The following is a 20,208-nucleotide window of genomic DNA, read 5'->3' on the forward strand; positions in this document are numbered from 1 at the left end:
TAGTTCTTTTCTGAAAGCTCCCGCACATGTCCCAAGTCCTGCAAAGTTTCATCGGTGGCCAATGGATCGGCCAGCAAGGCGCGCAAGCCCTGCGCAGCGCCATCAACGGCCAGCCGATTTACCACACCCATGCCGAAGCACTCGACTTTGGCGACGCGGTGCATTACGCCCGCACCGTGGGACTGCCCAACTTGCTCAAACTCGATTTTCAGGAACGCGCCCAGCGCCTCAAGGCCCTGGCCAAGTACCTGGGTGAGCACAAAGAGCAGCTGTACGCCATTTCGGCCCACACCGGCGCCACGCGTGCCGACAGTTGGGTGGACATCGAAGGCGGTGCGGGCACTTTGTTTGCGTACTCGGGCATGGGCAGCAACGAGCTGCCCAGCGGCAACCTGATCCACGAAGGCCCGGCCTTCCCCTTGGGCAAAAAAGGCGGCTTTGCGGGCACACACATCCTGGTGCCACGCGGTGGCATCGCGGTGCACATCAACGCTTTCAACTTCCCCATCTGGGGCCTCTTGGAAAAGTTCGCGCCCAGCTTTCTGGCGGGCATGCCTTGCATTGGCAAACCCGCTTCGTCCACCAGCTACCTGACCGAAGCCATGGTGCGCTTGGTGGAGCAATCGGGCATCTTGCCTGCGGGTTCGCTCCAGTTGGTGATCGGCTCCACCGGCGACCTGCTGGAACGCCTGAATGGCCAGGATGTGGTCACCTTCACCGGCTCGGCCGACACCGCCGCCATGCTGCGTGTGCACCCCAATGTGGTCAAGCACAGCATCCCGTTCAATGCCGAGGCCGACTCGCTCAACTGCGCCATCCTCGCGCCCGATGTGACGCCTGACGACGAAGAGTTCGACCTGTTCGTTAAAGAAGTCGCCCGCGAGATGACCGTCAAGGCGGGCCAGAAGTGCACCGCGATCCGCCGCGCCATCGTGCCGCGCCAGCACCTGGATGCTGTGGTCGAGAAGCTCACAGCGCGTCTGGCCAAAGTGGTGGTTGGCGATCCATCGGTCGAGGGCGTGAAGATGGGCGCACTGGCCTCGCATTCTCAACAAGCCGACGTGGCCGAGCGCGTGGCCTTGCTGCGCCAAAGCGCCGAACTGGTGTTTGGTGGCGGTACCGGTTTTGCACCCGTGGGGCAGGGCGTCGAAGGCGGTGCGTTCTTCCAGCCCACGCTGCTGCTGTGCCAAAAGCCTTTGCACACCGACAGCGTGCACGACGTGGAAGCCTTTGGCCCCGTGAGCACGCTCATGCCCTACGACGGCATTGACGAAGCGCTGCAACTGGCCGCACGCGGTCAGGGCAGCTTGGTGGGCACGCTGGTCACCAAAGACCCGCAAATCGCGGCACGCGTCATCCCGGTCGCGGCTGCCTTGCACGGCCGCTTGCACATCCTTGACCGCGAATCGGCGGTCGAATCGACCGGCCATGGCTCGCCTCTGCCCCCGCTCAAACACGGTGGCCCTGGCCGTGCAGGTGGCGGTGAAGAACTCGGCGGCATTCGCGCCGTCAAGCACCTGATGCAGCGCACCGCGCTGCAAGGCTCGCCCACCATGATCGCCGCCGTCACGGGCGAGTACATGCGCGGCGCCAAGCTGATCGAGACCGAGGTTCACCCCTTCCGTCGCTATTTCGAAGAGTTGCAAATTGGCGAGAGCCTGCTGACCCACCGCCGCACCGTGGGCGAGGCCGACATCGTGGCCTTTGGCGGCCTGTCGGGCGATTATTTCTACATGCACTTCGACGAGATCGCGGCCAAGGATTCGCCTTTCGGCAAACGCATCGCGCACGGCTACTTTGTGCTGTCGGCCGCCGCTGGCCTCTTCGTTTCGCCCGCGCCTGGCCCGGTGCTGGCCAACTACGGTCTGGACACGCTGCGCTTCGTCAAACCTGTGGGCATTGGCGACACCATCCGGGCGCGTCTGACCGCCAAGCGCAAGATCGACCGCAACAAGAAAGACGCCAACGGCGTGGGTCAAGGCGTGGTCGCTTGGGATGTCGAAGTGACCAACCAATTGGGCGAAGTGGTGGCCAGCTACGACATCCTGACCTTGGTGGCCAAGAAGGGCTGAGTGTCCATCTGAACAACGGGAGGCGCAGCATGAACTGGTACGACCGCGTGGTGTTGCCCTACCTGATCGATGTGGCTTGCGGCTTGCCCGTGGTGCAAGCGCAGCGGCGCCAGCTGGTTCCCCAAGCGCAGGGCAGGGTGCTGGAGGTCGGCATGGGCACCGGACGTAATTTGCCGTTTTACGACCGCAGCCGCGTCAGTCGCCTCGTGGGTGTGGACCCGGCAATGCAAATGCACAGCCTCGCCCGCAAGCGCAGCCAAAAGGCAGGCATTGCAGTCGAGCTGATGGGCCTGTCGGCCGAGCAGTTGCCCACTGAAGACGCCAGCTTTGACACCGTGGTCTGCACCTACACCCTGTGCAGCATTCCTGATGCGGCGCAAGCCCTGCGCGAGATGCGCCGGGTGCTGGTGCCCGGTGGAAAGTTGCTGTTTTGCGAACACGGCCGTGCACCTGACGAAGCTGTGCGCCGCTGGCAGGACCGTCTGCAACCGTTCTGGGGGCCTCTCGCCGGGGGCTGTCATCTTGGGCGTGACATTCCCGCTTTGCTGGACGCCGCAGGCTTTGCGGCCACCACGCAATCGGCCTATCTGGCGGGGCCGCGCCCGATGACTTTTCACTATTGGGGCCAGGCGCAGGCTGCGTGAATTCGCGCATCCGGGATAATCTCGCCCATGAGATCCCCCATTGCCGTCGTTGACGTTGACCGTTGCGAAACCTGGACCCGTTACAAAAACGGTTTGTGCGACACCTGTGCGGCCAACTGTTGCACCATGCCGGTGGAGGTCAAGCTGGCCGATCTGGTGCGGCTGGAACTGGTGGACCCCTTTGAAGCCGAGCACGAAGACCCCAAACAGATCGCCAAGCGCCTGTCCAAGGCCGGATTGATCGACCATTTCAACTTCAAAAACAGCATCTTCAGTCTGGCTCGCCGAGCCAGCGGAGATTGTCAGTTTCTGGATGCCAAGACGCGCCGCTGCACCGTGTACGACAAGCGGCCCAACACTTGCCGCCTGCATCCTCAAGTGGGGCCTCGTCCCAACCATTGCCCTTACGGGAACAAAGCCCAGTCGCGCTGAACGGTGCAAGGAAAAAAGCCTCCTGACTTCGCAGACAGGAGGCTTTGCGCTTTGAAGGCTGAGCGGCTTACATTGAATCGATGAAGCTGCGCAGTTTGTCGCTGCGGCTGGGGTGCTTGAGCTTGCGCAGTGCCTTGGCTTCGATCTGGCGAATGCGTTCACGGGTCACATCGAATTGCTTACCCACTTCTTCCAGCGTGTGGTCGGTGGACATTTCGATGCCGAAACGCATGCGCAGCACTTTGGCTTCGCGTGGGGTCAGGCTGTCGAGGATATCCTTGACCACGTCGCGCAGACCGGCTTGCAGGGCTGCGTCCATGGGGGCGGTGTGGATGCTGTCTTCGATGAAGTCACCCAGGTGGCTGTCGTCGTCGTCACCGATCGGCGTTTCCATGGAGATCGGCTCTTTGGCGATCTTCATGATTTTGCGGATCTTGTCTTCCGGAATCTCCATCTTCTCGGCCAGGATCGATGCATCGGGCTCAAAACCGAATTCCTGCAAGTGCTGGCGCGAGATGCGGTTCATCTTGTTGATCGTCTCGATCATGTGCACCGGGATGCGGATCGTGCGGGCCTGGTCCGCAATGGAGCGGGTGATGGCCTGGCGAATCCACCAGGTGGCGTAGGTGGAGAACTTGTAGCCACGGCGGTATTCGAACTTGTCCACCGCCTTCATCAAACCAATGTTGCCTTCCTGGATCAGGTCGAGGAATTGCAGACCGCGGTTGGTGTACTTCTTGGCGATGGAGATCACCAGGCGCAAGTTGGCCTCGATCATCTCTTTCTTGGCATCGCGGCTGGCACGTTCACCTGCGTTCATGCGCTTGTTGATGTCTTTGAGCTCGTCCAGAGGCACGACCACCTTCGATTGCAGGTCCATCAGCTTTTGCTGAATGTCTTGAACGGGCGGGATGTTGCGACCCATGACCGCGCTCCAGCTCTTGCCTGCGGCGGCTTGCTTTTCGATCCACTTGAGGTTGAGCAGTTGCGACTCCACGCGCTTGCCATTTTTGTCGCGGCCGCTGAAGTCGGCAATGAAGTTGTCCTGAGGGTAGCCGCATTTGTCCACAATGATGCGGCGCAGTTCGCGCTCTTTCTTGCGAACGTCGTCCACCTGGCCGCGCACCATGTCGCACAGCTTTTCAATGGTTTTGGCCGTGAAGCGGATGGTCATCAGCTCTTCGGACAAAGCGGTTTGCACCTTGACGTAGGCGGGCGTGCCCCAGCCTTCCTTGTCGTAGACCTTGTGCACTTTTTCGAAGTATTCGGTGATGCGGTCAAAGCGTTCCAAGGCCTGGTTTTTCAGCTCTTCGAGCTTCTTGGTCAGGGCTTTGGAGCCACCTTTGCCATCGTCATCGTCGGCTTCGTCGAATTCGTCGAAGTCTTCTTCGGCCACGTAGTCATCGGCTTCGTTCAAGTTGGCGAAGCCGTCCACCACGGTGGAAATCACCACTTTGCCTTCGCGGATTTCCGCCGCCATGCGCAGGATTTCAGCAATGGTGGCGGGCGATGCACTGATGGCTTGCATCATGTCCATCAAGCCGCCCTCAATGCGCTTGGCGATCTCGATTTCGCCTTCGCGGGTCAGCAGCTCCACAGTGCCCATCTCGCGCATGTACATGCGCACTGGGTCAGTGGTGCGGCCAAATTCGCTGTCCACGGTGGACAGGGCGGCTTCAGCGGCTTCTTCGGCTTCTTCTTCGGTGGAGCCGGTGGGCGCGTTGTCGGTGATGATCAGGCTCTCGGCGTCGGGCGTTTGCTCGTACACCGCCACGCCCAGGTCGTTCAGGGTGGCGACCACCACTTCCAGGGTTTCGGCATCGACCAGTTTGTCAGGCAGGTGGTCGCTGATTTCGCCGTTGGTGAGGTAGCCACGGGTCTTGCCCAGCTTGATCAGGGCTTTCAGGCGCTCGCGGCGCTGCTTCATTTCGGCTTCGGTCAGGACGGTTTCGTCCAGGCCGAATTCCTTCATCAAGGCGCGCTCTTTGGCCTTGCTGATCTTCATGCGCAGAGGTTTGACTTTTTCAGCCGTGCCCGAGGCATCGGTGACCGGCTCGGGCTCGAGGTCGTCCTCGATGTCCATCAAGTCTTCGTCGCCTGTGGGCTCAGCGATGCTGCCCTTTTTCTTGGGGCCACGCTTGGCGCCGGTGACGGCTTTTTTGGCGGCGGGCTTTTTGGCCGTTGCGGACTCAGTGTCAGTGGCTTTGGCCGCTTTGGTTTTTTTGGTGACCACTTCGGCTTCTGCGGCTTTGGCAGTGGTTTTCTTTTCAGTGACTTCGGATTTCTTGGCGGGCACGGCGGCGACTTTCTTCTCGGACTTGGCAGGGGGCGCCGGGGCTTTGGTGGCCTTGGCCGCTGGGGCGACGGCTTTGGCAGCCGATGGGGTCGGTGCTTTGGCGGTCACTTTGCTGCCTGGCGCTTTGGCGCTGGGCGCAGAAGCTTTTTTGGCAGCAGCGGATGAGGCTACGGTTTTCGATGGGGCAGGGGCCTGGGCAGGCTTCTTCGGCTTTTGAGCGGGCATGAACAACCTCAAGACTTCAAAACAGACAAGGAAACAGACACAGTCAGCGCCTCATACATCCCGGCGCGGGCTTGTTATGACACAGCGTCAACACCCTATATGGGCGTCAAATCTGCAATGGCAAGATGGAGGGGCGATCATTTGGAGTGCAGTCCTTGCGGAACGGTGACCGGCCCGCATGGGGGCGTCGCGCTGATGGCGGTGGTCTAGCCGGAGGTGCTGCTGTCGCTCTTGCCGAAAAAATGGATTATACCCAAATGCAGGTGGACAGCCCCAGGTGCGGGACTGTAGGTCGGCGGCTTTAGCCCCGACAAGGGCCTGCGCCGAAGCCTGCAATGTCGGACCTGAAGGTGCCGCCCTGCGGGAGGAACGGTATTTGCAGGTCGGTGGCTTCAGCCCCGACAGGTGCCTGCGCCGAAGCCTGCAATGTCGGACCTGAAGGTGCCGACCTACGGGAGGAACGGTATTCGTAGGTCGGTGGCTTCAGCCCCGACATGTGGCGTAGGCCTCAGCGTGCAGGCCGGATGGCGGTCTTGGGGCGAAAGGCTTTGCAGACTTCGTCTCGGGTTTCCATGTAAGGCCCACCGATCAGATCGACGCAATAAGGCACGGCGGAAAAGATGCCGTGCACTACAGATTTGCCCTCAGCGTCTTTGAGGCCTTCGAGCGTCTCGGCAATCGACTTGGGCTGGCCTGGCAGGTTGATGATCAGGCTTTGGCCACGGATCACGGCCACCTGGCGCGAGAGGATGGCGGTGGGCACAAATTTCAGGCTGATCTGGCGCATTTGCTCGCCAAAGCCGGGCATTTCCTTGTCGGCCACGGCCAGCGTGGCCTCAGGCGTCACATCGCGCAGGGCCGGGCCGGTGCCGCCGGTGGTCAGGACCAAGCTGCAGCCTGCATCGACCAGCTCGATCAGGGTGGCGCTGATGCGTTCTTTCTCGTCAGGAATCAGGCGCGGCTCAAAGCTGATGGGATTGAGCAGGGCGCGGCTGAGCCATTCTTGCAAGGCGGGCAGTCCTTTGTCTTCGTACACGCCGGTGCTGGCGCGGTCGCTGATGGAGACAATGCCGATTCGGATCGGGTCGTGCTGCGGCTCACTCATCGTTGTTCTCCTCGGAGGTGTCGTCGTCTTCGCCAGTCAGGATGCTTTTGACCAGCTTGAACAGCTCGCGGTAGGCCCGGCTCTGGCGGGGCGCCAGTCCCTGCGACACAGCGGCGTTGCTCACCGGCACGGCGTCCTTGCGGGCCTGACGCACCAGCGCACGCAGTTGCTGGGTGTCGGTTTGCGGGTACTGGGCCATCCACTCACCCACGGCCGTGTCGTCGGCGATCAGGCGGTCACGCCAGGCTTCGGCCAGGTGCAGCGATTGGGTGTCTTTGGCGCTGCCCAGGCGCTGGATGTCGAGCGCTTCGCGCACGGCTTGCAGTGTTTCGGGGCTGAGCAAGCGCATTTGCTTGCCGATGAACTGCATCTGGCGGCGCTTGCCTTCAAAGTTGGTGATGCGGTTGGCTTCGACCAGGCCATCGGCCAGTTTGTCCGGGAGTTTGAGCCCGGCCATCAGGTCGCGACGCAAGGTCAGCAATTGCACGCCCAGCTCTTGCAGTTCGGTGCTTTCGCGTTTGAGCTCGGTTCTGCTGGGGCCTTCCAGTCCGAATTTGAGTTCGCGCTTGAACTCCAGGTCGAGTTCGCTGCCTTCGGCAACAAATTGACCACGGACGAAATAGCCTTTTTTGGGTTTACGGGACATGACTGGGGGAACTCGTTCTCAAGAACAGCGCGGCGGCTGGGTGGCAAGTATCATAGCGGCCACTGCGGGCTGCGCGCTCGCCATCTGCTCCGAGAACTTTTGCCGTGAAAAAAACCACCCCAGCCACCGCCTCATCTTCTTTGCCGCACGACGGCTTCAGCTATTCGCGTGACCACTTTGAGGCATTGGTGGATAAGGCCTTGAGCCATGCCAAAAAACTGGGCGCCAGCAACGCCGGTGCCGAAGCCTCTGAAGGCTGCGGTTTGTCGGTCAGCGTGCGCAAGGGCGAGCTGGAAAACGTGGAGCGCAACCGTGACAAATCGCTGGGTGTGACGGTTTACCTGGGCCACCGCAGGGGCAATGCCAGCACCTCTGACTTTTCCACCGCAGCGATTGAGCGCACGGTGCAAGCGGCCTACGACATCGCCCGCTTCACGGCCGAAGACCCCACTGCCGGTTTGCCAGACCTGGAGGACATCGAGACCAACCAGCGTGAGCTGGACCTGTTCCACCCCTGGTCGATCAACAGCGAAGAAGCGGCCAAACTGGCCTTGCAATGCGAAGCTGCCGCCCTGAAAACCAGCCGCCGCATCACCAACAGCGACGGCGCGGCCGTGTCGGCCCAGCAAAGCCATTTTTTCAGCGCCCACACGCACGGCTTTCGGGGCGGCTATGCCAGTTCGCGCCACAGCATTTCGGTGGCCCCCATTGCCAAGCTGCCCGGTCGCAATGCCGAGATGCAGCGCGACGCCTGGTACACCTCGATGCGCTCGGCCGACGAGCTGGCCAGTCCCGAAGCCGTGGGCCGCTACGCCGCAGAGCGCGCCTTGTCGCGTCTGGGGGCTCGCAAAATCGCCACGACCGAATGCCCGGTGCTGTTTGAGTCGCCCGTGGCCGCGGGCCTGCTGGGTGGCTTTGTGCAGGCCGTGAGCGGCGGGGCGCTGTACCGCAAGAGCAGCTTTTTGCTCGACTCGCTGGGCAAGAAGGTGTTTCCCAAGCACATCGACATCGAAGAAGACCCGCACCTGCTGCGCGGCAAAGGCAGTTCGCCGTTTGACGACGAGGGTGTGCGCTCGGTTCGCCGCAAGGTGGTCAAGGGCGGCCGGGTGGAAGGCTACTTCCTCTCCAGCTACTCGGCCCGCAAACTGGGCATGAAGACCACCGGCAACGCCGGGGGCTCGCACAACCTGACGCTGACATCGCGCCTGACGCAGCCGGGTGACGATTTGGACGCCATGTTGCAAAAGCTGGGCACGGGCTTGTTTGTGATCGAGCTGATGGGCCAGGGCGTGAACTATGTCACGGGCGACTATTCACGCGGCGCCAGCGGCTTTTGGGTGGAAAACGGCCAGATCGCCTATCCGGTGCACGAAATCACCATCGCGGGCAACCTCAAGGACATGCTCATGGGCATCGAGGCGGTGGGCTCGGACGCCTACAACATGGGCGCCAAGTCCACGGGCTCCATTTTGGTCAACCGCATGAAGGTGGCAGGCAGCTAAGGCCTGCGGCGCAGTGCAGGCTGAACTTTTGGCGGCGCTGGCCGCTTTGTCCTGGGCCGTGGGCAGTTTGTTTTCGGCCGCAGCCTCCAGCCAACTGGGGGCCTTTGCATTCACACGCTGGCGTTTGTTTTTTGCGCTGACCTTGCTGTGGGCGCTGGCGCTGTTCACCGGGCAGTGGCGCAGCCTGAACGGCGCGAATGTCGCCTTGCTGGCGCTGTCGGGCTTCATTGGCATCTTCATCGGTGACACGGCCCTGTTTGCCTGCATGAACCGTTTGGGGCCGCGCCGCAGTGGGGTGCTGTTTGCCACGCACGCCATTTTTTCCACCTTGCTGGCCTGGGTTTTTCTGGGCGAAACCCTGTGGGGCTGGACCTTGCTGGGCGGCAGTTTGCTGGTCTCTGGCGTGATGGTGGCCATTGTGTGGGGCCGCCGCGAGAGTGAAACCCACGCTTGGGAAAACACCCAAGGCCGTTTGATGACGGGTGTCTTGCTGGGGCTGTTGGCGGCGGTGTGCCAGTCGGTGGCCACCTTGATGATCAAGCCCTTGATGGCCTCGGGGGTGGACGCGGTGGCGGCGTCTGCCGTGCGTACATCGGCCAGCTTTTTGGCGCATTTGGCGCTGCTTTGGGCCGGGGCGCAGGTGGCGCGGGTGCAAAACCCGCTGAGCGCCAAAACCCTGTTCAACACCTGGGCCAGTGCGGCCGTGGCCATGGCGCTGGGCATGACCTTGATTTTGCAGGCGCTGCACACCGGGCAAGCCAATTTGGTGGGCATTTTCTCGTCACTCACACCCATCTTGCTTCTGCCCCTGCTGTGGGGTGTGTACCGCCGCCGCCCGGCCTGGGGGGCTTGGGGTGGGGCGGTTTTGGCGGTGCTCGGTGCGGCCTTGATTTTGCAGCGCTGAACAAACAGGGATCTGCGCGCTTGAGGCGATGTGCCCGATGGGCCGTTCAGGCAATGTGCCCGATGGGCCGTTCAGGCGATGTGCCTGATGGGCCGTTCAGGCCCAGTGTTTTTGCCGGATGTCTTCAAAATACCCCGCCAATGACTGCACCAGCCGGGCCTGTTCGATCTGCAGCTTTTGTGCCGGCATTTGGTCGTGCTGTCCGGTAAACGGGCAGACCACTTCGGTTTTTATCCCGGTCATCTGCTCCAGCACCGACATGCCCCAAAACGGCACCGAAACCGGGCAATAACCGCCTTCATGCGTCATGACCACGCGGCCTTGCGCGTGCTTGCGGGCCATGGCCAGCACCGCATCGGTCATCCAGCGAAAGGCCACACCGTCGAGCATCATGCGGCCCAGGGGGTCAAAGCGTCCGGCATCGTAGCCGCAGGCCACGATGATCAATTCGGGCTGGTAGGCGTCCAGCGCCGGGAGGATGACTTTTTCAAACGACTCGCGGTAAGCCCCGAAGCCGCAACCGGGCGGCAGCGGAATGTTGATGTTGTAGCCCGCGCCTGCGCCTTGGCCGAGTTCGTCGGCCTCGCCTTTGACGAACAAATAGCCTGCTTGCTGGTGCACCGAAATCGTCAGCACATCGCTGCGGTTTTCAAAACATTTTTGGGTGCCGTTGCCAAAGTGCACGTCCCAGTCCACGATGGCCACGCGCTTGAGCCCATGCACCTCGATCGCGTGGGCGGCGGCCAGCGCGGCATTGGCAAAGACGCAAAAACCCATGCCTTGCTCAGGTTCTGCATGGTGGCCTGGGGGGCGCGTCAGGGCGTAGGCCATTTGCGCTTGGCCCTGCATGACCGCGTCCACGGCCGTGAGGGCGCAACCGGCCGAGCGGCGCGCGGCGGCCCAGCCGTTGGACGAGATGGGCGCGCCAATGCCGGTGTCGCCGCCACCGGCCAGGGCGATCTGCTCGACCTTGGCCACATAGCTGGCGCTGTGCAGGCGGGTGAGTTCGTGCACTTGCGCGTCGCGTGCCGGAATGACATTCAGATCGTGCACCAGGCCCGATTGCTGGATCAGGTTGTGCAGGCGCCGCTTGGGGTCGGCGTTTTCGATGTGGCGGTTGTAGGGCTCCACAAAGCCGCCGGGTTTGAGCATCAGGGCGTAGTTGCCCGGGTCGTGCCAGAAGCAGATTTCGTCGGTGATGTAAGCGGTGGGTGAGGTCATGAGGGGTCAGGCTTTGCGGGAAGAGACAAGTCGGGACAGCCCGGGCCAGATCAGCATCAGAACCATGACGGCCAAAATCGCGGCCGAAATGGGGCGTGTGACAAAGGGCATCAACGAGCCGTCACTGCGGCCCAGCGCCTGCCGCAAGGCCGACTCCAGCGTGTCGCCCATGACCATGCCCAAAATGAGTGGAATGGTGGGAATATTGGCCCGTGCACACACCAGCCCGAAGACCCCGAACACGGTGGCAATCAGCACGTAATACATGGAATTGGCCGCCGAGTAGGCCCCCACAAAGCACAGCGCCAAAATCGCCAGGCCCAGGATGCGCGGGTTCACATAGGCCAGGCGGGCCAACGGTTTGACGCACACCACCAGCAGGGCCAGGATGACCACGTTGATGACCAGCAGGGCCGACAGCACGCCATTGATAATTTCGGGCCGGTCCATGAACAGCGAGGGGCCGGGCACGATGCCGTGCACCACAAACACGCCCATGATGATGGCGGTGATCGCGTCGCCCGGAATGCCCAGGGTCAGCACCGTGATCATGGCGCCGCCCGAGTTGGAGTTGTTGGCGCTCTCGGCGGCCACGATGCCTTCGGGGTTGCCTTCGCCAAAAGGCGTGGGGTCTTTGGCGCCGCGCTGTGCCCAAAAGTAAGCCAGCGAGGTGGACAAGGCCGCGCCCACAGCGGGCAAAACGCCGATGGCCGAGCCCAGAAACAGGCCCTTGCCCAAGGTTTTGGGGTATTTGAAGGGCTCCAGAAACGCGCGCCAGGACACGCCTGCACGGCCAATCAGCGACGGGTCAAACGTGGGCACGGGCGAGCTGACCATGACCAGGGCCTGCGCCATGCCAAACATGCCCACTGCCACTGGCACCAGCGGGATGCCGCTGAGCAGGCCCTGCAGGCCCAGGGTGTAGCGCTGCTCGTTGGAGTTGGGGTCGATGCCCACGGTGGCCAGGAAGAAGCCGAAGCACATCATCATCATGGCCGAGGCAAATTGGCGCTGGTAGGCCTTGCCCACACACAGGCTGGCCAGCAAGATGGCCATCACGCTTTCGGGCGCGCCAAATTTGGCGGCAAAACCGGCCAGTGGGCGGGCAGCCAGGCCCAGCAGCAAAGCGCTCACGATGCCGCCAATGAAGGCCGACATGAAGGCCAGCGACAAGGCCCTTTGCGCCTGACCTTGCCGGGCCATGGGGTAGCCATCAAACATGGTCATGATGGACGAGGCTTCGCCGGGCGTGCGGATCAGGATGGAGGTGACCGCGCCGCCGTAAAAGGCGCCACAGTACACACCCAGCAAGAGGGAAATGCCCGCTAACGGCGCCATCCCGTAGGTGAAGGGCAGCAGCACGGCAATCGTGACGCCTGGCCCCACGCCGGGCAGCACACCCACCACGATGCCCAAGGCCGAGCCCACCAACAAAGACAGCACGATTTGCCATGTGCCCAAGGCCGCAAAACCTTGCGACAGACTGTCAAAAAATTCCATGCTCAGATCAACCAGCCATGTCCGAAGTGGACTTTGAGAAGTTTCAAAAACACCCACCACATGACCAGCGCCAAGGGCAGGCTCAGCGCCCAGGTGGTGCGCCAGGCAAAGCCCAGCAGGCGGCTGCTGGCCACCAAAAAGAGCAAAGTGCTGCTCAGGTAGCCCAGCCAGGGCACGGCCAGCATGTACAAGCCAAACAGCCCCAGCATGGCCCAGGCCAGCCCCATGCAGGCCTGGCTGGAGTCCAGTTCTTCTGAGTCCTTGAGTTCGATGGCATGCCGTCGGTTGAAGACCTCAACGACCCCGGCCAAGGCCATCAAGGTCAGGGCCAGCAAGGGAAAGAAGGCGGCCGACTCGAACCAGGCCATGGCTTGGGGGTAGGGCACGATGAGCTGAGGGCTGGCCAGCGCCAGGCCGCAGGCCAGCAACGCCAGCACCAGCAGCAAGACCCGGTCCCAGGACCAGCCGCGTCGCGATGAATCCGCTGTGTGGGTCACTTCTTGGTCATGCCCAGTTCGGTCATCAACTCGCCAATCCATTTGGCGTCTTCAGTCACGCGCTTGCTCATCTGGTCAGCGGTCATGGGGAAGGCCGGGATACCGGCTTTCTTGAACTGGTCCTGCACCGCTTTGTCATTGAGCGATTCCATCATCACGCTGGAGAGCTTGTTGATGATGTCCTTGGGCACGCCAGCAGGCGCTGCCATGCCGCCCCAGGTGTACAAGTCGCCATAGCCTTCTTCAGTGGGGGTTGCTGCGTTCGGGAACACGGGGTTGCGTTGCGGGCCCCAGGCCGACAGGATCTTGATTTGCCCGGCCTTGGCATAGGACATGGCGCCTTCTGCCCCGGCGGTGGTCACGTCGGCATCACCGGCCACCAACTCTTTGGCGCTGGGGTTGGGGAAGGCCACCACTTTGTAGGCCCAGCCGTCTTTCTTGGCAATTTTGGCGGCGATCAGTGCAGGCACAGCAGCAGGCGCATAGCTGCCAATCACCACGGGCTTGCCGCTTTTCTTGGCCCAGGCGGCGAATTCCTTGAGGTTGGTGGCCGGAATGTCGCCACGTGCAGCCAGCACAAAGTCGTTGATCAGCATGCCGCCGACCGACTGGTAATCGCTGATTTTGTAGGGGGTGTTGCCCGCCACGATCTGTGAGATGCCGGGGCCAGGCGTCCAGGTGCCGATGGTGTAGCCGTCAGGTTTGGCGCGGGTCATCTCGGCAAAGCCGACCACACCGCCGCCGCCGGGCTTGTTGATCACTTGCACCGGCACGCCCAGGCGCTTGCTCATGCCCTCGGCCAGCAGGCGGGTCACCACGTCCATGTCGTTGCCTGGTGGGTAGGGGTAGATGATCTCGATGGGTTTGCTGGGCCATTTGTCTTGGGCCATGGCGGGCAGGGCAGCGGCAGCGGCCAGGGCGGCCAAAGCGATGAGGCGGATGCGGTGAGTCATGCTTGTCTCCAGAAAGGTGAGGGTAATGGGTATGGGGGGATTAAACTTTTTCGGCCGCTGTGAACGCAAGGTGTAAAACCCTGAGGGCTTCGTCCACGTTCTCGCGGGTAAAGACCAGCGGTGGCGACAGGATCAGCCGATTGCCTTGCACGCGGATGATGGCGCCTTCGCTGCGCGCGGTGCCGACCAGGGTCTGGATGTAAGGCGAGGGTGGCATGAGCATGTTTTTGCTGGCTTTGTCGGTGACCAGTTCGATGGCGGCCATCATGCCCTTGCCACGCACCTCGCCCACATGGGCGTAGTGCATCAGTTCCTGCAACTTGTCTTGCATGTATGCCCCCACGCGGCTGGCGTTGCCGGGCAGGTCTTCGCTGGCCACGATGTCCAGGTTGGCGTTGGCCGCAGCGCACGCCAGCGCATGGCCCGAATAGGTGTAGCCGTGCATCAGCGCAGCGGGCACGCCGGGCTGGTTCCAGGCGCTGGCCACGCGTTCGTTGATGAGGGTGGCACCCAGGGGCACATAACCCGAATTGATGCCCTTGGCCATGGCCATGATGTCGGGGGCCACGCCCCAAGCGCGGGCACCGCACATGGCGCCAATGCGGCCGAAGCCGGTCACGATCTCGTCGCTGATCAGCAAGATGCCGTGCTGGTCCAGCAGTTGCCGCAGGCCTGGCCAGTAGCTGTCGTGCGGCACGATCACGCCGCCTGCGCCTTGCACCGGCTCGGCCACCAAGGCGGCGATGTTGTGCGCCCCGACTTGCTCGATCAGTTGGGCCAATTGGTTCAGACACAACTGGGCCAGCTGGGCTGGATCGCTTTCGTTCCAGGGGTTGCGGTAGGTGTAGGGCGTTTCGGCCAGGTGGCAGCCCGGCAGCAAGGGCTCGTAGGCACTGCGGAACATCGGGTTGCCGTTGATGGACGCGCCGCCAAAGTGCACCCCGTGGTAGCCCCATTTGAGCGAGATGAACTGGTGACGCTCGGGCTGGCCGTTCAGCTTCCAGTATTGGCGTGCCAGCTTGAGCGCGGTTTCCACCGCGTCCGAGCCGCCGGAGGAAAAGAACACCTTGTTCATTTTTTCTGGTGCGAACATGCGCATCAGCCGCGCCGACAATTCGATGGCGGGCGGGTTGGAGGTGTTTTGAAAGGTGGAGTAATAAGCCAGCTTGTCCAGCTGTGCCTTGATGGCGTTGATGACTTCGGGGCGGTTGTGCCCCACGTTCACATTCCAAAGAGAGGCCACGGTGTCCAGATAACGCTTGCCGTCGATGTCGTAAACGTAGACGCCTTCGCCCCGGTCAATGATCAGGGGCGGCGCAGCTTGCACCGCCTTGGGGTCGATCATGGGGTGGTACATGTGCTGCGCGTTGGCGCTGCGGATGTCGATGGGCGATTGAATGGAGGCGTCGAGGGGTGTTGTGCTCATGCGCTCTAGCATAGGCAGCAAGCAGGTAATGGAAAAAATCCATTATCCTCAGGTCTTTCCCGTAGACAGGTCGTGTCCACCATGGGTTTTCCCAAGCCATCGCTGGCGACGCCCAGCCAGTTGCCCCAATTTGAAAATCCGCAATCGATTTTCGATCTGCTCAACTTCCGGCTGTCCGAGCTTCTGGGCATCAGCGGTTCGCTGGTCACCCGCATCTGCGAAAACGAATACGGCATCACCCGCGAAGAGTGGCAATTTGTGGCCATGTTGGCCGAGCTGGACGCCATGTCGCCGTCGGACCTGGCGGCCCGCACAACCGTGGACAGATCTCAGGCTTCCAAAACCTTGCGTGGCCTGATGAGCAAAGGGCTTGTTGAGCGCCAAGCTGTTCCAGGCGATGGCCGCAGGGCTCGTGTCTTGTTGACGCAGTCTGGCGTGGCCCTGTTCGAGCAGCTGTTCCCGCGTGTCGTGCAGGTGCACCAGGAGGTGCTGCAGGATTTGGCGCCTGCCGATCGGCAGGCCCTGGCGCACAGTTTGAGTGCCATGCAGGCACGGGCCTTGGCCGTGGCGCAACAGCACAAGCCCGAAGGCGTTGCCGGACGCAGGCAAGGGGGCAGCCGCGCCCGCTGGGGCATGCCACCGCGCGAGGCTTAGGCGCGCAGGTCCTCGCGGATCAGGTCAGCGGCTTTTTCAGCCAGCATGATGATGGGGGCATTGGTGTTGCCCGACACAATGCGCGGCATGACCGAGCCATCGACCACCCGCAATCCCTGCAGCCCGTGCACGCGCAAGCGCGCATCCACGACGGCCATGGGCTTGTTGGCTGGCCCCATGGCGCAAGTGCCCACTGGGTGAAAAATGCTGCCTGCCCGGCGGCGCACCCAGTCCAGGATGTCGGCATCGCTTTGCTTGGCCACGCCGGGCTCGTGTTCTTGCACGATGAAGTTTGACAGCGGCGCTTGACTGGCGATTTCGCGCATCTTGCGCACCATGCGCACGGCCAAGCGTTGATCGTTTTCGGCGCTCAGATAGCCTGCATGGATGTGGGGGCGCGCCAGAGGGTCGGCGCTGCCAATCTGAATGCGCCCTCGGCTTTCGGGGCGCAGCATGCATGCTGACAGCGTGATGCCCGGAAAAGGGTGGGGCGGCTGATGCGGACGATCGAAACTGACCAGACCGAAATGGATTTGCACATTTGGCCAGTCGGCTTGTTCGGCGTTGTCCAGCGACAGAAAAGCACCAGCACGGTACACCCCTGTGGCCAGAGGGCCGGTGCGGGTGAGTTGGTAGCGCACAAAGTCACGCGCACTGCGCCAAGTGCTGTTGGCCACATCGTTCAGGGTCTCGACCCCCTGGCAACGAAACGAGGGACGAACCTGCAGGTGGTCTTGCAGGTTTTCGCCCACGCCCGGTAAATGGATGACCGGGCTGATGTGGTGCTGCAGCAGCAAGTCACTGGGCCCGATCCCCGACAGTTGCAACAGTTGTGGCGACTGGATGGCGCCTGCACTCAGCACCACTTCATGCCGGGCGTGAAGGCTGTGGGCTTGCCCCTCTTTGACCCAGGCCACGCCATGTGCGCGTTGGCCTTGCAGCAACACCCGCGTGACCTGCGCGCCACTGATGACGTGCAGGTTGGGTCTTTGCATGGCGCGCCGCAAATAAGCCCGCTCGGTGCTCATGCGCTGACCTCGGTGCGTGTTCATGCGGAAGTAGCCTGCGCCCGAGTTGTCGCCGCCGTTGAAGTCGGCGGTGGGGGCGATGCCGGAGCGGCCTGCCGCAGTGATAAAGGCATCTGACAGTGGATCGTGTGGCAATTCAGACACCTGCAATGGCCCACCTTGCCCATCACCGGGCAGGGGGTGGTCGCTGTGCATGGCGCGCTGAAAGTAAGGCAGGACATCGGCCCAGGACCAGCCTGCGTTGCCCAGCGCCTGCCAATGGTCGTAGTCTTGGCGATGGCCCCTCAAGTAAAGCATGCCGTTGATCAGGCTGGAGCCACCCAGGCCCTTGCCTCGCGGCCAGGGCAGACGGCGATCGGCCATGCCAACTTCGGGCTGGGTTTCAAATTGCCAGTCGTGAGCCGGGTTTCCCACGGTTTTGAAGTAACCGATCGGGATGTTCAGCCAAGGGTATTGGGAGGGTGTTCCCGCTTCGATGAGGGTGACTTGCAGATGCGGGTCTTCACTCAGGCGGGCCGCCAGGGTGCAGCCGGCCGAGCCCGCACCAATGATGATGATGTCGGTTTCTGGGATGACGGCAGACATTCAATCGGCCTTGATTTGGGCTGCCCGGCCGATGCGTTGCCATTTCTCGGTTTCAGCGGCAATCACGGCGCCAAATTGTGTGCTGCTCATCGGCTCGGTCTCCAGGGCCAGTGCCGCCAGGCGTTCGCGCACATCGGGCAGACTCAAGGCTTTGTTCAGTTCGGTGTTCAGGCGTTCCACCACTTCTTTGGGCGTGCCGGTCTTGACCATCATGCCGTCGAAAGAACGCAGCACAAAATCGCCGAAACCTTGCTCGGCCATGGTGGGCACGTCTTTCAGGGCAGGCAGTCGTTTGGCGCCCGTGACGGCCATGGGTTTGAGTTTGCCGCCATTGATTTGCGGGATGGCGGCTGAGGCGGTCAGAAACATGAAGTTGGTGCGGTCCGCGATCAGGTCGCCAATGGCCAGGCCAAACTGGTTGTAGGGCACATGGGTTGTCACGGTGCCCGTTTGTTGTTTGAACAGTTCACCGGCCAAATGGGCGGGTGTGCCGTTGCCGCCCGAGGCAAAGCTCAGGCTGCCGGGTTTGGCCTTGGCTGTTTGGACGATGTCCGAGGGGCCTTTCAAGGCGCTGCTCACCGGGGCCACCAGCACGTTGTAGCTCCAGGCCAAGTGGCCCACAGGCTCCAGTTGATGGAATGGGAGGGGCTGCGCGGGAAACAGCAATGGTGCCACCAAGGATGCGGAAGACAGCAGGTAAAGCGTGTAACCGTCTGCAGGTTGGCGCAAGGCATCGGCCATGCCGATGGTGCCCGCCGCACCGGGCTTGTTGTCCACCACGATGGGCTGGCCCAGTCCACCGCTCAATTTCTCGGCCACGATGCGCCCCGACACATCAGCCGGTGTGCCCGGAGGCCAGGGCACCACCATGCGGATGGGTTTGACGGGGTAGCCTTGCGCCAAAGTGCCAGACCCCAACGTCAGCAACAGGCAGGCCATCAGGCCCTGGGTGAATGGACGAAAAAGGTGCTTGATTGGCATGTTCTGGGGTCTCCATGGGTGGGTTTTCGCGACAAGGTCAGGCCTTGCTTGCTGGCCATTATTGAAAGCAGCAGCGGACAAGACAAATGAAAAATCCGAGTTCATTCATACCTGAATGGGTATGATCAGGCATGACTTTGAATCTGCAGCGGGTGCTGACGCTCAAACAATTGCGCTTGGTGAGCGTTCTGGGCCGTGAACTCAATCTGAGCCGCTGTGCCGAACTGCTGCACTCCACCCAACCTGCTGCATCGCGAGCGCTGTCGCAGTTGGAGGCGCAGTTGCAGGTGAGCTTGTTTCAACGCACGACCAAACGCATGGTGCCCACGGTTGCCGGGCTGAGTCTGATCCAGCATGCCAATCGGGTATTGGCCGAAATTGATCTTGCAGAGGAAGACCTCTTGGGTTTGTCCGGTGGTGTGCACGCGGAAATGCGCCTGGGGGTGCTGGCTTCTTTTTCACCCGAAGTGCTGGCCCGCGCCATGGCCCTGTCGCGCGACATGTTGCCCGATGTGTTGTTCTTGGCCCAGATGCAGCCCCTGGAGGTGCTTTATGAACATTTGCTGGATGGACGCATCGATCTGATGCTGGCCCATGCCGAGTTCAGGGTGGATTTGAATCTGGTGGAGGTGGTTCCCCTGTACGAAGAACACAGCACCATATTGGCCGGCTTGGAGCACCGACTGCACAAAAAAAAGAAAGTCAGTTGGGCAGATTTGGCCCAGGAAGCCTGGGTGCTGCCGCCTGCCCATACGCCGCTGCGGCCCAAAATGGACAGGATGCTGTCCGTTCACCGCAGTGGTGAGCGTTCAGGCCGTGGGCCGGATGTGCAAACCGATTCGTCCTTGCTGGCACTGGAGTTGATCCGCCAGACTCCGATGCTGTGGGCCATCGCGCACCAGCAAGCCAAGCAGTTTGAAGCCAGTGCCCAAGTGCGTGCCATTGCGCCGCCCGCAGATCTGCTCAGAGGGCCGATGTGCTGCTTCAGATTGCGGCAGGAGCGACTGAAGACGCCGCAAAGCGTCTTCATGGGGTGTCTCAAGGACAGCGCGCTGTTGGCGGGCTGAGTGACCGCCTCAGCCTGCCAGTGCGGCCTTGACTGCTGCGGACACCTGGCCCATATCGGCTTTGCCCGCCAGTTGGGCTTTGACAGCGCCCATGACTTTTCCCATGTCGCCGGGGCCTTTGGCACCCAGCTCGGCCACGATGGCTTGCACCGCAGCTGCCACTTCTTCGGCCGACATGCGTGCGGGTAGATAAGCCAGCAAAACCGCCATTTCCGCCTTTTCCTTGTCGGCCAGGTCCTGTCGGGCGGCTTGTTCAAAAGCGGCAATCGAGTCCTTGCGCTGCTTGATCAGCTTGTCCACGATGGCCACCACGGCCACGTCGTCAAGCACCACGCGCTCGTCGACTTCTTTTTGCTTCATGGCGGCCAGCAGCAAGCGGATGGTGCCCAGACGCTCGCTGTCTTTGGCGCGCATCGCGGTTTTCATGTCTTCGGTGATCTGGTCTTTCAGGCTCATGGTAAGGCTCCTGT

18 protein-coding genes are annotated in these 20,208 nt (G+C 62.0%); 7 read left to right on the forward strand and 11 right to left on the reverse strand.

Annotated features, from left to right (window positions below; genetic code table 11):
• The first annotated feature begins 26 nt into the window (after positions 1-26).
• The 3 genes from paaZ to B9Z51_RS14095 are packed head-to-tail and all read left to right on the forward strand — an operon-like array spanning position 27 to position 3,148.
• A complete protein-coding gene (gene paaZ, locus B9Z51_RS14085; protein WP_108375743.1) occupies positions 27-2,072 on the forward strand; it encodes a phenylacetic acid degradation bifunctional protein PaaZ in 2,046 nt (681 codons plus the stop codon).
• Positions 2,073-2,101: 29 nt separating this feature from the next.
• Positions 2,102-2,716: a class I SAM-dependent methyltransferase gene (locus B9Z51_RS14090; RefSeq protein WP_108375745.1), complete on the forward strand. Its 615-nt coding sequence runs from the start codon at positions 2,102-2,104 to the stop codon at positions 2,714-2,716.
• Positions 2,717-2,743: 27 nt separating this feature from the next.
• Positions 2,744-3,148 (forward strand): YkgJ family cysteine cluster protein, encoded by a 405-nt coding sequence (locus B9Z51_RS14095; RefSeq protein WP_108375747.1) that lies wholly within the window; start codon positions 2,744-2,746, stop codon positions 3,146-3,148.
• Between the two features lie 67 nt (positions 3,149-3,215).
• Here B9Z51_RS14095 and rpoD read toward each other — a convergent pair whose 3' ends face one another.
• The 3 genes from rpoD to yjgA all read right to left on the reverse strand — a co-directional run bounded on the left by rpoD (position 3,216) and on the right by yjgA (position 7,420).
• Positions 3,216-5,669 (reverse strand): RNA polymerase sigma factor RpoD, encoded by a 2,454-nt coding sequence (gene rpoD / locus B9Z51_RS14100; RefSeq protein ID WP_199227543.1) that lies wholly within the window; start codon positions 5,667-5,669, stop codon positions 3,216-3,218.
• A gap of 508 nt (positions 5,670-6,177) precedes the next feature.
• A complete protein-coding gene (mog, locus tag B9Z51_RS14105) occupies positions 6,178-6,774 on the reverse strand; it encodes a molybdopterin adenylyltransferase (RefSeq protein WP_108375749.1) in 597 nt (198 codons plus the stop codon).
• Positions 6,767-7,420, reverse strand: a complete 654-nt coding sequence (gene yjgA, locus B9Z51_RS14110; protein ID WP_108375751.1) for a ribosome biogenesis factor YjgA — start codon at positions 7,418-7,420, stop codon at positions 6,767-6,769. The genes mog and yjgA overlap by 8 nt, the downstream gene beginning before the upstream one ends.
• Positions 7,421-7,524: 104 nt before the next feature.
• On the opposite strand from yjgA, the gene pmbA reads away from it, so the two are divergent.
• Together pmbA and B9Z51_RS14120 are read left to right on the forward strand one after the other, a co-directional pair.
• A complete protein-coding gene (gene pmbA, locus B9Z51_RS14115) occupies positions 7,525-8,922 on the forward strand; it encodes a metalloprotease PmbA (RefSeq protein ID WP_233254973.1) in 1,398 nt (465 codons plus the stop codon).
• A gap of 13 nt (positions 8,923-8,935) precedes the next feature.
• Complete coding sequence (locus tag B9Z51_RS14120; protein WP_108375755.1) at positions 8,936-9,826, forward strand: DMT family transporter; 891 nt, start codon at positions 8,936-8,938, stop codon at positions 9,824-9,826.
• A 96-nt stretch (positions 9,827-9,922) separates the two neighbouring features.
• Here B9Z51_RS14120 and B9Z51_RS14125 read toward each other — a convergent pair whose 3' ends face one another.
• Genes B9Z51_RS14125 through B9Z51_RS14145 form a run of 5 tightly spaced genes read right to left on the reverse strand, consistent with a single transcriptional unit; the run spans position 9,923 to position 15,423 of the window.
• Entirely contained in the window at positions 9,923-11,047 is a 1,125-nt protein-coding gene (locus B9Z51_RS14125; protein WP_108375757.1) for a class II histone deacetylase, read from the reverse strand.
• A 6-nt stretch (positions 11,048-11,053) separates the two neighbouring features.
• A complete protein-coding gene (locus tag B9Z51_RS14130; protein ID WP_108375759.1) occupies positions 11,054-12,547 on the reverse strand; it encodes a tripartite tricarboxylate transporter permease in 1,494 nt (497 codons plus the stop codon).
• Between the two features lie 2 nt (positions 12,548-12,549).
• Positions 12,550-13,044 carry a tripartite tricarboxylate transporter TctB family protein gene (locus B9Z51_RS14135; RefSeq protein WP_158272899.1) on the reverse strand — a complete coding sequence of 165 codons (495 nt, stop codon included), beginning with the start codon at positions 13,042-13,044 and terminating at the stop codon, positions 12,550-12,552.
• Positions 13,041-13,997 (reverse strand): tripartite tricarboxylate transporter substrate binding protein, encoded by a 957-nt coding sequence (locus B9Z51_RS14140; RefSeq protein WP_108375763.1) that lies wholly within the window; start codon positions 13,995-13,997, stop codon positions 13,041-13,043. The genes B9Z51_RS14135 and B9Z51_RS14140 overlap by 4 nt, the downstream gene beginning before the upstream one ends.
• Positions 13,998-14,037: 40 nt before the next feature.
• Positions 14,038-15,423 carry an aminotransferase class III-fold pyridoxal phosphate-dependent enzyme gene (locus B9Z51_RS14145; RefSeq protein WP_108375765.1) on the reverse strand — a complete coding sequence of 462 codons (1,386 nt, stop codon included), beginning with the start codon at positions 15,421-15,423 and terminating at the stop codon, positions 14,038-14,040.
• Positions 15,424-15,504: 81 nt separating this feature from the next.
• Between B9Z51_RS14145 and B9Z51_RS14150 the strand changes: the two genes are divergently transcribed.
• Positions 15,505-16,077 carry a MarR family winged helix-turn-helix transcriptional regulator gene (locus B9Z51_RS14150; RefSeq protein WP_108375766.1) on the forward strand — a complete coding sequence of 191 codons (573 nt, stop codon included), beginning with the start codon at positions 15,505-15,507 and terminating at the stop codon, positions 16,075-16,077.
• Here B9Z51_RS14150 and B9Z51_RS14155 read toward each other — a convergent pair.
• Together B9Z51_RS14155 and B9Z51_RS14160 are read right to left on the reverse strand one after the other, a co-directional pair.
• Positions 16,074-17,690, reverse strand: a complete 1,617-nt coding sequence (locus tag B9Z51_RS14155) for a GMC family oxidoreductase (protein WP_108375767.1) — start codon at positions 17,688-17,690, stop codon at positions 16,074-16,076. The two genes, B9Z51_RS14150 and B9Z51_RS14155, sit on opposite strands and share 4 nt — an antisense overlap.
• On the reverse strand, positions 17,691-18,671 hold the full coding sequence (locus B9Z51_RS14160; protein WP_158272900.1) for a tripartite tricarboxylate transporter substrate binding protein: 981 nt from the start codon (positions 18,669-18,671) through the stop codon (positions 17,691-17,693).
• 131 nt (positions 18,672-18,802) lie between these two features.
• Between B9Z51_RS14160 and B9Z51_RS14165 the strand changes: the two genes are divergently transcribed.
• Complete coding sequence (locus B9Z51_RS14165; protein WP_108375769.1) at positions 18,803-19,738, forward strand: LysR family transcriptional regulator; 936 nt, start codon at positions 18,803-18,805, stop codon at positions 19,736-19,738.
• 9 nt (positions 19,739-19,747) lie between these two features.
• Here the strand turns inward: B9Z51_RS14165 and B9Z51_RS14170 are convergent, their stop codons facing one another.
• Positions 19,748-20,194 (reverse strand): GatB/YqeY domain-containing protein, encoded by a 447-nt coding sequence (locus B9Z51_RS14170; protein ID WP_108375770.1) that lies wholly within the window; start codon positions 20,192-20,194, stop codon positions 19,748-19,750.
• Positions 20,195-20,208: the final 14 nt, after the last annotated feature.

Origin of the sequence: Limnohabitans sp. T6-5, assembly GCF_003063315.1 — a bacterium.
In the GTDB taxonomy this organism is placed as follows: Bacteria; Pseudomonadota; Gammaproteobacteria; order Burkholderiales; family Burkholderiaceae_C; genus Limnohabitans_A.

Excerpts from the sequence above, each read along its gene's own strand:
- B9Z51_RS14130 (WP_108375759.1), bottom strand. The coding sequence starts at position 12,547 with ATGGAATTTTTTGACAGTCTGTCGCAAGGTTTTGCGGCCTTGGGCACA.
- B9Z51_RS14160 (WP_158272900.1), bottom strand. The coding sequence starts at position 18,671 with ATGCCAATCAAGCACCTTTTTCGTCCATTCACCCAGGGCCTGATGGCC.
- B9Z51_RS14140 (WP_108375763.1), bottom strand. The coding sequence starts at position 13,997 with ATGACTCACCGCATCCGCCTCATCGCTTTGGCCGCCCTGGCCGCTGCC.
- B9Z51_RS14145 (WP_108375765.1), bottom strand. The coding sequence starts at position 15,423 with ATGAGCACAACACCCCTCGACGCCTCCATTCAATCGCCCATCGACATC.
- paaZ (WP_108375743.1), top strand. The coding sequence starts at position 27 with ATGTCCCAAGTCCTGCAAAGTTTCATCGGTGGCCAATGGATCGGCCAG.
- B9Z51_RS14125 (WP_108375757.1), bottom strand. The coding sequence starts at position 11,047 with ATGACCTCACCCACCGCTTACATCACCGACGAAATCTGCTTCTGGCAC.
- B9Z51_RS14090 (WP_108375745.1), top strand. The coding sequence starts at position 2,102 with ATGAACTGGTACGACCGCGTGGTGTTGCCCTACCTGATCGATGTGGCT.
- yjgA (WP_108375751.1), bottom strand. The coding sequence starts at position 7,420 with ATGTCCCGTAAACCCAAAAAAGGCTATTTCGTCCGTGGTCAATTTGTT.
- mog (WP_108375749.1), bottom strand. The coding sequence starts at position 6,774 with ATGAGTGAGCCGCAGCACGACCCGATCCGAATCGGCATTGTCTCCATC.
- B9Z51_RS14165 (WP_108375769.1), top strand. The coding sequence starts at position 18,803 with ATGACTTTGAATCTGCAGCGGGTGCTGACGCTCAAACAATTGCGCTTG.
- B9Z51_RS14150 (WP_108375766.1), top strand. The coding sequence starts at position 15,505 with ATGGGTTTTCCCAAGCCATCGCTGGCGACGCCCAGCCAGTTGCCCCAA.
- rpoD (WP_199227543.1), bottom strand. The coding sequence starts at position 5,669 with ATGCCCGCTCAAAAGCCGAAGAAGCCTGCCCAGGCCCCTGCCCCATCG.
- B9Z51_RS14155 (WP_108375767.1), bottom strand. The coding sequence starts at position 17,690 with ATGTCTGCCGTCATCCCAGAAACCGACATCATCATCATTGGTGCGGGC.
- B9Z51_RS14170 (WP_108375770.1), bottom strand. The coding sequence starts at position 20,194 with ATGAGCCTGAAAGACCAGATCACCGAAGACATGAAAACCGCGATGCGC.
- B9Z51_RS14095 (WP_108375747.1), top strand. The coding sequence starts at position 2,744 with ATGAGATCCCCCATTGCCGTCGTTGACGTTGACCGTTGCGAAACCTGG.